This window comes from Sphaerimonospora mesophila, assembly GCF_001417795.1.
GTDB classification, from domain to species: domain Bacteria; phylum Actinomycetota; class Actinomycetes; order Streptosporangiales; family Streptosporangiaceae; genus Sphaerimonospora; species Sphaerimonospora mesophila.
This window is the reverse complement of sequence record NZ_BCBX01000043.1, coordinates 79,440-91,461: the sequence shown is the minus strand read 5'-3', so window position 1 is coordinate 91,461 and position 12,022 is coordinate 79,440. Positions and strand designations below refer to the sequence as shown.

Genomic DNA, 12,022 nt, shown 5'->3' with positions numbered 1-12,022 from the left:
GTCGCGACGACCTCGGGCGGGCGCACGCCGGGGATTCGAACGGCATCGCGTCATATGTGCCGGTTGGTGCCCGGCCGGATGATCCCGTTCTCGTAGGCGAAGATCGCGATCTGCACACGATCGCGGAGACCCAGCTTGCTCAGGATCCGTCCGACGTGGATCTTGACGGTGCCCTCGGTCACTCCGAGCACGGCGGCGATCTCGGCGTTGGAGTGGCCCCGGGCGACCTCGCCCAGCACGTCGCGTTCACGGGCGGTGAGCCGTGCCAGCCGATCGTCGGCCGCCGACCGGCCGGTCACCGGGTCGGGCAGGTGGGCGGCGAAGGCGTCCAGCAGCCTGCGGGCGACGGCCGGGGACATCACGCTGTCACCGTCGGCGACCGCCCGGATGCCGCTGAACAGGTCGGCGGGCGGGACGTTCTTCAGCAGGAACCCACTGGCCCCGGCACGAAGCCCGGCGAAGACGTATTCATCGAGGTTGAAGGTGGTGAGCAGGAGCACCCGAGCCGGCGAATGCGCCGCGACGATCTGGCGGGTGGCCTCGATGCCGTCCATGACCGGCATGCGTATGTCCATCAGGACCACGTCGGGCCGCGACACCCGGGTCATCGCCACCGCCTGGGCGCCGTCGCCCGCCTCGCCGACCACGTCGAAATCGGCCTGGCTGTCGAGCGCCATGCGCAGGCCCATCCGCAGCAGGGACTGGTCGTCGACCAGCAACACCCTGACCGTCATGTCAGCCGCAGACGGACGCGGATCCTCCAGCCCGCCTCGGCCAGGGGGCCGGACTCGACCTGGCCGTGGTAGACGGCGACGCGCTCGGCCATGCCGGAAAGACCCTGTCCCCGGCCGGGAACGGCGGGGACGGCCCGCCGGCCGCCGCCGTCGTCGGTGATCTCGATGTCCGCGTCGCCGGCGCCGAAGCGCAGTCGCACCTGTGCGCTGGCGTGCGGACCTGCGTGCTTGAGGATGTTGGTCAGTCCCTCCTGCACGATGCGGTAGATGGTCAGGCCGGCGCCTTCGCACGGTTCTGGGGCGTCGCCCTCGCGGGTCAGGGTGACCGGGAGGCCGGCGGCGCGTACCTGTTCTATCAGGGCTCTCAGGTCGTCCAGGCCGGGTTGCGGGGAAAGCTCGGCGGCGGCGTCGCCGTCGCGGAACACGCCGAGCAGGCGCTGCATCTCACCTAGCGACCGCCGCCCGGTGGAGGCGATCGCTGAGAGCGCCTCGGCGGCCTGCCGGGGGGAGGTGGGCGCGGCCAGGGCCGCGCCGTCGGCCAGCGCGACCATGACCGCCAGGTTGTGGGCGATCACGTCGTGCATCTCGCGTGCGATGCGGACGCGCTCGGCCGCCACCGCGATCCGGGCCCGCTGATCGCGCTCGCGCTCCAGCCGCCAGGCGCGTTCGCGCAACTGGGCCAGGTACGCCTGCCGGAGGCGGACCGTCACGCCCAGCAGCCCGCCGGCCCCCGAGAACGCGGTGAGCGCGGCGAACTCGTCCCAGGTCACGCCGTCGACGGCCAGCGCGGTCGTCCAGACGCTTTCGACGGCCACGATCGCGGGCCACAGGTGGCGCCAGGGACGATGCCTGGCCAGCGTGTAGACGGCGATCAGGATGACGACCACCGGGTACGCCACACCCGGGGCGGCCACCGCCCAGGTCAGCACGGCCGAAGCCAAGACCACCCAGAAGACGGTCACAGGCGCATGCCGGCGCCACACCAGAGGCGCGTGCAGGGCGACGAACTGCGGGGTCACCCCACCGGCCGCGAGCCCGCCGACCACGCCGGCCAGGATCACCACCAGGACGTCCAGGGCACGTTCATGGCGGGAGGCCATGGTGTTGATCACGCCTGCCGCCGCCCGGGTGAACACGACGGTCATCCCACCGGCGTGCGCGTGCCGTGCCCGCACCGCGCCCGGATGCCCATGAGCGCGGCGAGGTAGACCATGGCCGCGATCACCCCCGACAGGGTGCGGAACACGTCGCCGGTGAGCACGCCCACCACCAAGACGATCACGACCGCCTGCGCGAGTCCGCAGCCGAGCACGAAGCTCACGGCGCGGGAGCGCGCCACGGTCCGCCGACGCGCGACGGCCCACGCCGCCGCCGACACGATGAGCAGGGCGTAGAGCACCGTCAGCGGCCAGGGAACCCGCGCGACCGAGGTGAGCGTCTCTATTCCGATGAACACCACGACGTACGTCCCCGCGCCCGCCGCGACGTCTCGCCACGAGAAGGCGGGCACCGTTTCAAGCGCCGGGGTTCGCGGCATCCGCCTGGCCGCCCCCCACAAGACCACGGCCGCCACGAGCACGACCATGAGGTGGACGGCGAGTGTCCCGCCGTCCTGCACGCTGCGGTCTTCGCCCTCCAGGAGGAACCGGGCCAGGGCCAGCCCCACGGTGACGAACCCGAGGATCCCGGTCACCGATGCGGGCAGCCACGGCCGTCCTGCCTGTTTGGGAAACAGCAGTTCCACCACGAGCACGGGGGTCACCATGGAGAAGAGGCCGTGCCACGGCAAGATGAACGACGCCCACGGCACACGCAGTCCGGCGACCAGGCCATAGTCCGCGTACGCCGCGTTGGCGGGGTCGAGGGGGTGGTACAACGTCTCTGAGAACAGGCCCTCATTGTAGAGCCCGTAGATGAAGCCGAGGACGAACAATCCCGTCAGGCCGTACCCGCGTCGGACCGCCACCTCACGCAGGACGAGGAGCGGCAGGCCGTACACGAAGATCGTGAAGGCGAGGAAGATGACAGGCTGAAGGAACATGGTCACCGGCATCGATCCGCTGAAGACCTCCGCCAGCAGCGGCGCCAGGACCATCAGCGCCAGGATCGGTTTCCAGCCTGTTCGTTGAGATGTCACATGATCGACGCTAGAAGGTGCCGAGTCGCCGGTCGACTGCCTGCGGTCGGATGACGAGCGGCGTTCCCGTATCTCTCAGGGCATAGGCCATCCGTCGGAAGAACGAGGGCCGGCTGACGCGGCCCGACGATCTCCGGCATCTCCACCGATCCGCTCCTCGGACCGTTGCGGTGGCGGACGCCTCGGGGTGCGTCCGTGCGCGGGGGTCAGGCCCGGGGTGCGTACATTATGACGGCGACTCCGGCCAGGCAGATCAGCGCGCCGAGGACGTCCCAGCGGTCGGGCCGGAACCCGTCCATGACCATGCCCCAGCCGAGCGATCCGGCGACGAACACGCCGCCGTAGGCCGCGAGAATCCGGCCGAAATGCGCGTCGGGCTGGAGTGTGGCGGCGAACCCGTAGACGCCCAGGGCCAGCACACCGCCGCCGATCCAGAGCCAGCCGCGATGTTCGCGTACCCCCTGCCAGACCAGCCAGGCACCGCCGATCTCCAGGAGGGCCGCGAGCACGAACAAGACGACGGACCGGGCTACGGACACGGCAGGCGGACTTTCTGTCGGGGACGGGCGAGTGATCGGGAGGCGGTGGCGGTCAGGCCGCGGAGAACAGGTCGGCCAGCAGTGCCGCACCGTCGGCGGGCGCGCGAACCTCCATGTTTACCACCGAACCGTCCAGGTGCAGACGGAAGTCGAAGAACGGGCAGCACCGCTGCTCGTCGACGGCGAGCGCGGCCAACGCGGCGGCGCGGTCGGCGGGCAGCGTCAGCCGCATGCCGTCGGCGATCTCCTCTCGCTCGGCACCGTCGAGCAGCCGTCGCCACTGGCCGGCCCGCTCTGCCGGGCCGTCACCGGTGAGTGAGCAGGCCACCGGCATGCCGCGCCACCGCTCGCCGCCGTCATCCGGCCGCGGGGCCGGCTCCACCCGCACCACACTGCCGACGCCGCCGGTTCGCGTCCGCGGGCCGGTGTGCTTCTCGGGGCCGGTCGCTGTCCGCGGGCCGGGGAAGCCGCACCGCGGGTCGCACGGGCTTTGTCGGTCGGGCAGAGCGTCCAGGTGTGCCAGTGCCCGCCTCAGCGTGGCGGCGAACGCGGTCAGCTCCGCCAAGCGGTCTTCCGCATACGTCAGGCGGGTGGTCACCCGCGGTCGCAACTCGGCCTTGACGTCCGCGCACGCGCCGGAGGTCCACACCTCGAGCAACTCGGCGATCTCCTCCAACGGCAGTCCCAGATACTTGGCGGCGCCGATGAACGCCAGCCGCTCGATGGCGTCCTGTCCGTAGACGCGATGGCCCGCCGGGGTACGGCCGGCCGGCAGCAGGCCGAGGCTCTCGTAGAACCGCAGGGTGGTGGCCGGGACTCCGGTCCGTTCGGCGAGCTAGGAGATCCGCATGGTCGTCACACTGTCGAAGGTAAACCTTCACCCCGGCTCGAAGGTCAAGCCCTCCGCCTGCTTCGATCAATCCCGAATGGGGGCTATCATCGCACCATGGCGATTGATGATGAGGGTGGACGGTGTGTGAGCACCGACGTCGCCGCCGGCATCCCACCGGCGGTGGCGCTGTTCCGTTCGCTCGCGGACGAGACCCGGCTGCGCATCGTGCAGCGGCTGGCGCGGGGTGAGGCACGGGTGGTGGATCTGACCGGCGAACTCGGCCTGGCCCAGTCCACCGTATCCAAGCACCTGGCCTGCCTGCGGGACTGCGGGCTGATCGACTATCGCGCCGAAGGCCGCCAGTCGTTCTACGCCCTGACCCGGCCGGAGCTGATGGACCTGCTGGACTCGGCCGAGCGACTGCTGGGAGCCACCGGACACGTGGTCGCTCTGCGTCCCGGACGCGACGCCGATGAGCGATCGGCACAGGCGGCCGGGCGGCCCTCTCGGCAGGGGATGACGCCATGACCGCGGCCGACCTCGGCCCGGCAGCGGCCCGGCGCGCCGTGCTGGCCCGGCGGATCCGGCTGCTGGTGGCGGCGACCATCACCTACAACCTCGTCGAGGCGGCCGTCGCCATCACCGCCGGCACCGTCGCCTCCTCGGTGGCGCTGATCGGCTTCGGCCTGGACTCGATCGTCGAGGTGGCCTCGGCCGCCGCTGTGGCCTGGCAGTTCTCCAGCGACGAGCACGAGAAACGGGAGAAGACGGCCCTCCGGATCATCGCCGTCTCCTTCTTCGCGCTGGCCGCCTACGTCGCCATCGACGCCGTACGCACGCTGATCGGTGGCGGGGAGGCCGAGCACTCCACGCCGGGTCTGGTGCTGGCCGCGCTGTCCCTGCTCATCATGCCGGTCCTGTCGGCCACCCAGCGCCGTGCCGGCCGAGAGCTCGGCTCGGCCTCCGTCGTCGCCGATTCCAAGCAGACCCTGCTGTGCACCTACCTTTCCGCGGTGCTGCTGGCCGGGCTCGCGCTCAACAGTGCGTTCGGCTGGTCGTGGGCGGACCCGGTCGCCGCGCTCGTCATCGCCGCCGTCGCGGTCAAGGAAGGCCGCCAGGCCTGGCGGGGAGACGCCTGCTGCGCCCCGGTCGCCGCACCCGGCGCCTCGACCTGTGCAGATGACCAATGCTCTGCGGTTGAGTGCCGTTGAAGAATTCAAAGAGCACTGCGTGGAAGGTTTTCTGCGGTGGCTGATCAAAAATCTGTGTTGAAGGATGCTGATGGCGATCAGGCGGTGGGATTCGCCCAGGTGTTCAGGGCCGCTTCATGCATCGTGCTGTGGGTCATGGCGATCCTTGCGATGTTTTTCGCCCATATCTTCGATGTTCGTGACTATGATGGCGATATTGAAACTTCTGATCCGATCGATTCGGATATGTTCGCTGCCGTTCAAGTCTTAGTGGTTTTCGGGGTGATCTTCGCGATGATCGCGACTCTGATTTATCGCAAGGTGAAGATCGCCTGGATTCCTTTCTGTGTTTTCTCGGGATCGGAATATTCAAGCTGGTAAGCATGGCCTTGGCGCACTGAACGTTCACATGATCCTGGGGACGCACGGCCGTTCCAAGAACATGAAGGATGGCGAGCTGCCTGGGATGTGAGCGGCAGGCCCACGAGGGCCGCCGCATCGTGGTCGTGCCGGCTCTTCGAAATTGGTCGGGGTTGAGGCATCCACGGCTTCCCCGAGTCACCCGCACCGGTCTTCCGGCCTCGATCCGAAGCTCCAATGCAGCGAGCCAGTCGGCTTAAGCCCGCGGGATGAGGAGCTCACGAAGCGGATCGCCACCGTCGATGAAAAGCCGGGCCTCTGCCGTGGTCGCCAGGGCGAGGCGCTGGAGCACGCGCTGACCAACCTCGGGATGTCGCCCGTCGAGGGCGCCAACGCGAACGGCGAACACGATGTCGTATGGCTCTTCGTGATCCTGCAGGACGAAATCTTCGCCCGCGACCTGGCGGACGCTCATGCGGCCGGACGTGATTTCGTCTGTCGCGGCGGCTTCGGCCTGGGCGATCGCCGTGGCGGATCTGTCGATGGCCAGGATGTGGCCGGTGGTGAGCCGGGCTGCGACCGCTCGTGCGGCCGCCCCGGGCCCGCACCCAATTTCGAGGACACGCGAGTGCGGCTGAAGGGGAAGCGCGTTCACGACCGCGGCGAGGCGGGGTGACAGACGTGTCGGCATGAGCGGAAGACTAGATGACGGCCGGCCTGTCCGGGCTCGTCTGCCGGATGTCTGGTCCGGTGGTCCATGCCGTCGTGCCCGGCGAACACCGGATCGGGTTCGCCGTCGTGGTCGAGTCGTGACCGGGATCAGCCGAGGGCCCGTGGTTCAGCTGAGGGCGAGGGCGGTGCGGACGAGGTGGATGTGGCTGAAGGCCTGGGGGAAGTTGCCGAGTTGGCGTCCGGCGCCGGGGTCGTACTCTTCGGCGAGCAGGCCGACGTCGTTGCGTAGGGCCAGGAGGCGTTCGAACAGGTCGACGGCCTCGTCCTTGCGGCCGATCATGGCTTTGGCCTCGGCGAGCCAGAAGCTGCAGGCGAGGAAGGCGCCTTCGCTGCCGGGCAGGCCGTCCACCGCGTTGTCCTCGGCGACGGGGTAGCGCAGGACGAATCCGTCGACGAGTAGTTCTCGTTCGATGGCCTCGATGGTGCCTGTCACACGGGGGTCGTCCGGGGGGAGGAACCCGAGGATCGGGATCAGCAGCAGTGCCGCGTCCAGTTCGTGTGAGCCGTACGACTGGGTGAAGGTGTTGCGCGCGGGGTCGTAGCCCTTGTCGCAGATCTCGGCGTGGATGTGGTCGCGCAGGGCGCGCCAGCGCTCGACCGGGCCTTCGCGGCCGAGATCCTCCACGGCTCGCACCACGCGGTCGAAGGCCACCCAGACCAGGACCTTGGAGTGGACGAAGTGCCGCCGCGGTCCGCGGACCTCCCACAGGCCCTCGTCGGGCTGGTCCCAGTTGTGCTCCAGGTAGCGCATCAGCTTGCCGACCAGGTCCCAGGTGTGGTCGTCGGCGGCGAGTCCTCCCTTGCGCGCCTCGTACAGCGCGTTGATCACCTCGCCGTAGATGTCGAGCTGGAGCTGACCGACCGCGCCGTTGCCGATGCGGACCGGCCGGGATCCCTCATAGCCCGGCAGCCAGTCGAGCGTCAGCTCGGGGAGCCGCCGTTCGCCGGCCACGCCGTACAGGACCTGGACGTCCTCGGGACGGCCGGCGATGGCGCGCAACAGCCAGGCGCGCCAGGCGTCGGCCTCCTCCAGATAGCCGGAGCCGGTGAGCGCGTCGAGCGTCATCGCGGCGTCGCGCAGCCAGCAGTAGCGGTAGTCCCAGTTACGTACGCCGCCGAGGTGCTCGGGCAGCGAGGTCGTCGGCGCGGCCACGATGCCGCCGGTCGGGCTGTAGGTGAGGGCCTTGAGCGTGATCAGCGAGCGGACCACGGCCTCCCGCCAGCGGCCCTGGTGCCCGCACCGGGTGACCCACTCCTCCCACAGCAGCCGGGTCTCGGTGAGCTGCTCGATCGGGTCGATCATCTCGGGCTGGGGCTGATGCGAGGGATGCCAGGTGAAGACGAACGGCAGCCGCTCCCCGGCCGACACGGTGAACTCGCCGGTGTGCCGGAATCCGCCGCCCTTCAGCGGCACGGGGGAGTGGATCCACACCGAGTCGGGGCCGCCGACCGCGTGCAGGTGGCCGTCGATGCGGCGGACCCACGGCACGATGCGGCCGTAGTCGAACCGGATGCGGATCTCCGTGGTCATGTCGACGGTCCCGGACAGGCCCTCGACGATGCGGACCATGTCAGGGTTGGCGTGCCGGGGCGGCATGAAGTCGATCACCCTGGCGGCCCCGGTCTCGGTCTCCCACACCGTCTCCAGGATCAGCGTGTCCTCCAGGTAGGCACGCCGTACGGCACGCTCCCGGCCGGCGGCGGCGAGCCGCCAGAAGCCGTTGGTGTCGTCGCCGAGCAGGCGGGTGAAGCACGACGGGGAGTCGAACCTGGGCAGGCACAGCCAGTCGACGGAGCCGTCGATGCCGACGAGCGCCGCCGACTGCATGTCACCGATCAGGGCATAGTCCTCGATCCGCATGCCGCCACGCTACTACCGACGCGGAGACCACAGTTTCATGAAGACCTGCGTGAGAGGGCCGATGGCCGCGGCGAAGAGGATCGTGCCCACGCCCACGGTGCCGCCGAGCAGCCATCCGGCGGCGAGCACGGTGATCTCCACGATCGTACGGCCGAGCCGGATCGACAGACCGAGCCGGTTGAGGCCGGTCATCAGGCCGTCACGCGGCCCCGGCCCGAAACCGGCGTTGATGTAGAGGCCGGTGGCGGCGGCGATGACCACGACGCCGCCGAGCAGGAAGGCCCCCCTGACCGGCCACGCCGAGGGCGCCGGCACCAGCCACAGGAAGAGGTCGGCGCAGGGTCCGATCAGCAGCACGTTGCTGATCGTGCCGAGGCCGGGCCGCTCCCGCAGCGGGATCCACAGCAGCAGCAAGAGGACGCCGACGATGTTGATGCACAGCCCTATCGACCAACCCGTGTGGATGGACAGGCCCTGGTGGAAGACGTCCCAGGGGGCGAGGCCGAGCTCGGCCCGGACCAGCAGCCCGATGCCGACGCCGTAGGCGGCGAGCCCGGCGTAGAGACGGATGAGCCTGGACGCGAGGGAGTGGAGACGGGGAACGGAGAGTTCAGTCATAGCGGTCCCCATCTTCCAGTCCAGTTGCTTGAGGTTAAAGAGCCAATTCGACAAAATGGCCTGATGGCGGAGCGGTATGTGAGTGAGACACAGCTCGCGCGGCTGATCCGGGTGCCGCCGGACGCCCGGCCGTACTATCGGGCCCTGGCGGAGGCCGTACGGAACCTGATCCTGGACGGGCGGCTGCCGGTGCGCGTACGGATCCCGCCCGAGCGGCGGCTCGCCGACGCGCTGGGGGTCAGCCGCACCACGGTCACCACCGCCTACGACCGGCTGCGCGAGCAGGGGTACCTGCAGAGCCGCCAGGGCGCGGGGAGCTGGACGGCCCTGCCCGACGCCGGTGCGCTCGGCACGGACAGCCTGTGGATCGCCCCCGATGACGACGGCCTGCTGCCGCTGCACGTCGCCGCGCCGCCCGCGACGGCCCTGCTCGGCGAGGCGGTCGAGGAGGCGGGCCGGACCTACCATCGGTACGCGCTGGGGATGGGCTACGAGCCGCTCGGCCTGGCCGTGCTGCGCGAGGCGATCGCGCGGCGCTACCGGGAGCGCGGCCTGCCCACCCGGTCCGACCAGATCATGGTCACCGCCGGCGCCCAGCACGCGATGCACCTGCTGCTGACGATGCTGGCCGGGCCGGGCGACCCGGTGCTGCTGGAGTCGCCGACCTATCCGCACGCCATCGACGCCGTACGGCTGCGCGGGGCGCGCCTGGTGCCGGTGGGGATCCCGGAGGACGGCCGGCACGTCGACCTGACGATCTCCGCGATGCGGCAGTCGGCAGCCCGGCTCGGCTACGTCATCCCGGACTTCCACAACCCGACCGGTCATCTGATGCCCGACGAGGACCGAGCCGCGCTGGTGGCGGCGGCCCGGCGGCACGGCGCCACGCTGCTGGCCGACGAGAGCTGGGCCGAGCTGGCCGTCGACCCGGTGGCGACGGCGGCGCCCCTGGCGGCGTTCGACACCGACGACCGGGTCATCTGCATCGGATCGGCGGCCAAACTGTGGTGGGGCGGCCTGCGCGTGGGCTGGATCCGCGCCGCCCCGGGGGTGCTGCGCCGCCTGGCCGTGCTGCGCGGGGCGGTCGACATCGCGGGCCCGGTGTTCGAGCAGCTCGTGGTCGCGTACCTGTTCGACCGGATCGAGGAGGCACGCGCCGAGCGCCGCCGCGTGTTCGGCGCGTCCCGATCGGCCCTGGTCGAGGCCCTGCGGGAGGAGCTGCCCGCCTGGACGTTCACCGTCCCGCGCGGCGGCGGCTCGCTGTGGGTCAGGCTCGACTCGCCGACGGCCGGCGCGGTGGCCGAGGCCGCGGCCTCCCGTGGCGTACGGCTCGCGCCCGGACCGTGGTTCGGCGTGGACGGGACGCTGGAGCGCTACCTGCGTCTGCCGTTCACCCAGCCGCCCGACGTCGTACGTGAGGCGGTGCGGCGCATCGCCACCGGCCCCGCCGGGACCTACCGCCCCCGGGAGCCGCTCATCCACGCGCTCTGACCGTGAGCTGTGACCGAGGGCTGTGACTGTCAGCTGTGACCTGGCGCGATCGGCGGGCGGTCAGCTCATGAGCGCGCGAAGCCGCCTGGAGCACGCGCCGAGGACCAGTCCCGCGACGATGGCGACGAGGGCGAGGCCGAGGTAGTACGCCGGCATCGGCACGACGGTGGTCAGCCGGTAGACCTGGCCGAGGGCCGCGTCGCCGAGCGCGATGGACAGGAACCAGACGCCCATCATCTGGTTCTCGAAGGCCCGGGGGGCGAGCTTCTGGGTGATGGAGAGCCCGACCGGGCTGAGGAACAGCTCGCCGATGGTCTGGATGACGTACACCGACAGCAGCCACATGACCGACACCCGGACGCCGTCCGACGCCAGGCTCGCGGCCACCGACATCACGACGAAGCTCAGCCCGACCATGACCAGCGCGACGGCGAACTTGAACGGTTCGCTGATCCGGTCACCGGCCTTCAGGAAGAAGTCGGCGAACATCGGGGCGAACAGCACGATCACGATCGAGTTGACGTTCGACACCCAGCCCGGCGGGATGTCGACCCCGAAGATGTGCAGGTCGGTCTGGTTCTTGGCGAACAGCAGCAGCGCGCTGCCCGAGTGGTCGTAGATGAGCCAGAAGATCGAGGCGGCGAGGAAGAGCCAGACGTACGCGCGCAGCCGGGTCCGCTCTTCGGGGGTGACCTCGCGGCAGCCGGCGAACAGGAACGTGAAGTACGCCACCGGGACGGCCGCCGTCACGACCGCCAGCACGAGCGCGAAACGCGCGACCGTGAGACCGCCGATCCAGGACCACAGCGCGAAGACCATCGTCACGGTGGCCAGCCCGAGGCCGAACAGCGTGGTGAAGCGGCGCCGCTCCTGCGGCGTGAGCCGGTGGTCGGGCTCCTCGCCCACCCCCCTGAGGTGACGGCGGCCCAGCACGTACTGCGTCAGGCCGATGGCCATGCCGACGGCCGCCGCCCCGAAGGCCAGATGCCAGCGGTCGCCCCGCTGCAACCAGGGCACGGCCAGGATGCCGACGAAGGCCCCGAGGTTGATGCCCATGTAGAACAACGTGTAGCCCGAATCGCGCCGGGCGTCGTCCCCGTCCCGGTAGAGCTCGCCGACCAGGGTCGCGATGTTCGGTTTCAGCAGGCCGCTGCCGAGCGCGATGAGCAGAAGGCCGAGCCAGATGAAGGCGCCCCCGAAGGGGACGGCCAGGCTCAGGTGCCCGCACATGATGGTGACCGCCGCGACCAGGACGGTCCTGCGTGGGCCGAGGAGCCGGTCGGCGACCCATCCGCCGGCCAGCGCGAGGAGGTAGACCGAGGCGATGTAGATGCTGTAGATGCTGACCGCCGTCGTATCCGAGAGCCCCATGCCGCCGCGCACCTCGGGCGCGGAAAGGAAGAGCACCAGGATCGCCCGCATGCCGTAGTAGCTGAAGCGCTCCCACATCTCGGTGCCGAACAGCGTCGCCAGGCCGCGTGGATGGCCGAAGAACGTCCTCTCCCGAACGCGCTGCTGGGTCGTCATG

At 70.3% G+C, this 12,022-nt stretch carries 12 protein-coding genes and 1 pseudogene; 4 read left to right on the top strand and 9 right to left on the bottom strand.

Annotation, left to right across the window (positions count from 1 at the left end):
• Positions 1–50 precede the first annotated feature (50 nt).
• The 5 genes and pseudogenes from AP234_RS24805 to AP234_RS24785 all read right to left on the bottom strand — a co-directional run.
• A complete protein-coding gene (locus AP234_RS24805) occupies positions 51–734 on the bottom strand; it encodes a response regulator (protein ID WP_055482131.1) in 684 nt (227 codons plus the stop codon).
• Complete coding sequence (locus tag AP234_RS24800; RefSeq protein ID WP_152990606.1) at positions 731–1,879, bottom strand: histidine kinase; 1,149 nt, start codon at positions 1,877–1,879, stop codon at positions 731–733. Before AP234_RS24800 ends, AP234_RS24805 begins: the two co-directional genes overlap by 4 nt.
• Positions 1,876–2,871 carry a hypothetical protein gene (locus tag AP234_RS24795; protein WP_152990605.1) on the bottom strand — a complete coding sequence of 332 codons (996 nt, stop codon included), beginning with the start codon at positions 2,869–2,871 and terminating at the stop codon, positions 1,876–1,878. Before AP234_RS24795 ends, AP234_RS24800 begins: the two co-directional genes overlap by 4 nt.
• 206 nt (positions 2,872–3,077) lie before the next feature.
• Entirely contained in the window at positions 3,078–3,410 is a 333-nt protein-coding gene (locus tag AP234_RS24790; RefSeq protein WP_055482128.1) for a YnfA family protein, read from the bottom strand.
• A 52-nt stretch (positions 3,411–3,462) separates the two neighbouring features.
• Positions 3,463–4,233 (bottom strand): annotated as a pseudogene (locus AP234_RS24785) (MerR family transcriptional regulator); the annotation flags it as partial.
• Positions 4,234–4,356: 123 nt separating this feature from the next.
• Here AP234_RS24785 and AP234_RS24780 point away from each other — a divergent pair.
• The 3 genes from AP234_RS24780 to AP234_RS24770 are packed head-to-tail and all read left to right on the top strand — an operon-like array spanning position 4,357 to position 5,813.
• On the top strand, positions 4,357–4,770 hold the full coding sequence (locus AP234_RS24780) for an ArsR/SmtB family transcription factor (RefSeq protein ID WP_083502401.1): 414 nt from the start codon (positions 4,357–4,359) through the stop codon (positions 4,768–4,770).
• Positions 4,767–5,453, top strand: coding sequence for a cation transporter (locus AP234_RS24775; protein WP_055482126.1), 687 nt, complete (start codon positions 4,767–4,769; stop codon positions 5,451–5,453). Before AP234_RS24780 ends, AP234_RS24775 begins: the two co-directional genes overlap by 4 nt.
• Positions 5,454–5,489: 36 nt before the next feature.
• Positions 5,490–5,813: a hypothetical protein gene (locus AP234_RS24770; RefSeq protein WP_152990604.1), complete on the top strand. Its 324-nt coding sequence runs from the start codon at positions 5,490–5,492 to the stop codon at positions 5,811–5,813.
• Between the two features lie 235 nt (positions 5,814–6,048).
• Here the strand turns inward: AP234_RS24770 and AP234_RS24765 are convergent, their stop codons facing one another.
• From AP234_RS24765 to AP234_RS24755, 3 genes are all read right to left on the bottom strand, one after another.
• Positions 6,049–6,483: a methyltransferase domain-containing protein gene (locus AP234_RS24765; RefSeq protein ID WP_055482124.1), complete on the bottom strand. Its 435-nt coding sequence runs from the start codon at positions 6,481–6,483 to the stop codon at positions 6,049–6,051.
• A 147-nt stretch (positions 6,484–6,630) separates the two neighbouring features.
• Positions 6,631–8,385 (bottom strand): glycoside hydrolase family 15 protein, encoded by a 1,755-nt coding sequence (locus AP234_RS24760; protein WP_055482123.1) that lies wholly within the window; start codon positions 8,383–8,385, stop codon positions 6,631–6,633.
• Positions 8,386–8,397: 12 nt separating this feature from the next.
• Positions 8,398–9,003, bottom strand: a complete 606-nt coding sequence (locus tag AP234_RS24755; RefSeq protein WP_055482122.1) for a YczE/YyaS/YitT family protein — start codon at positions 9,001–9,003, stop codon at positions 8,398–8,400.
• A gap of 63 nt (positions 9,004–9,066) precedes the next feature.
• On the opposite strand from AP234_RS24755, the gene AP234_RS24750 reads away from it, so the two are divergent.
• Positions 9,067–10,494 carry a PLP-dependent aminotransferase family protein gene (locus AP234_RS24750; RefSeq protein WP_055482121.1) on the top strand — a complete coding sequence of 476 codons (1,428 nt, stop codon included), beginning with the start codon at positions 9,067–9,069 and terminating at the stop codon, positions 10,492–10,494.
• Positions 10,495–10,554: 60 nt separating this feature from the next.
• On the opposite strand, the gene AP234_RS24745 is transcribed toward AP234_RS24750, so the two are convergent.
• On the bottom strand, positions 10,555–12,021 hold the full coding sequence (locus AP234_RS24745; RefSeq protein ID WP_055482120.1) for a peptide MFS transporter: 1,467 nt from the start codon (positions 12,019–12,021) through the stop codon (positions 10,555–10,557).
• Position 12,022 lies beyond the last annotated feature (1 nt).

What these genes read in the sequence shown, in the direction of transcription:
- AP234_RS24805 (WP_055482131.1), bottom strand. Translation starts at nt 734, where the DNA reads ATGACGGTCAGGGTGTTGCTGGTCGACGACCAGTCCCTGCTGCGGATG.
- AP234_RS24800 (WP_152990606.1), bottom strand. Translation starts at nt 1,879, where the DNA reads ATGACCGTCGTGTTCACCCGGGCGGCGGCAGGCGTGATCAACACCATG.
- AP234_RS24780 (WP_083502401.1), top strand. Translation starts at nt 4,357, where the DNA reads ATGGCGATTGATGATGAGGGTGGACGGTGTGTGAGCACCGACGTCGCC.
- AP234_RS24775 (WP_055482126.1), top strand. Translation starts at nt 4,767, where the DNA reads ATGACCGCGGCCGACCTCGGCCCGGCAGCGGCCCGGCGCGCCGTGCTG.
- AP234_RS24765 (WP_055482124.1), bottom strand. Translation starts at nt 6,483, where the DNA reads ATGCCGACACGTCTGTCACCCCGCCTCGCCGCGGTCGTGAACGCGCTT.
- AP234_RS24760 (WP_055482123.1), bottom strand. Translation starts at nt 8,385, where the DNA reads ATGCGGATCGAGGACTATGCCCTGATCGGTGACATGCAGTCGGCGGCG.
- AP234_RS24755 (WP_055482122.1), bottom strand. Translation starts at nt 9,003, where the DNA reads ATGACTGAACTCTCCGTTCCCCGTCTCCACTCCCTCGCGTCCAGGCTC.
- AP234_RS24750 (WP_055482121.1), top strand. Translation starts at nt 9,067, where the DNA reads ATGGCGGAGCGGTATGTGAGTGAGACACAGCTCGCGCGGCTGATCCGG.
- AP234_RS24745 (WP_055482120.1), bottom strand. Translation starts at nt 12,021, where the DNA reads ATGACGACCCAGCAGCGCGTTCGGGAGAGGACGTTCTTCGGCCATCCA.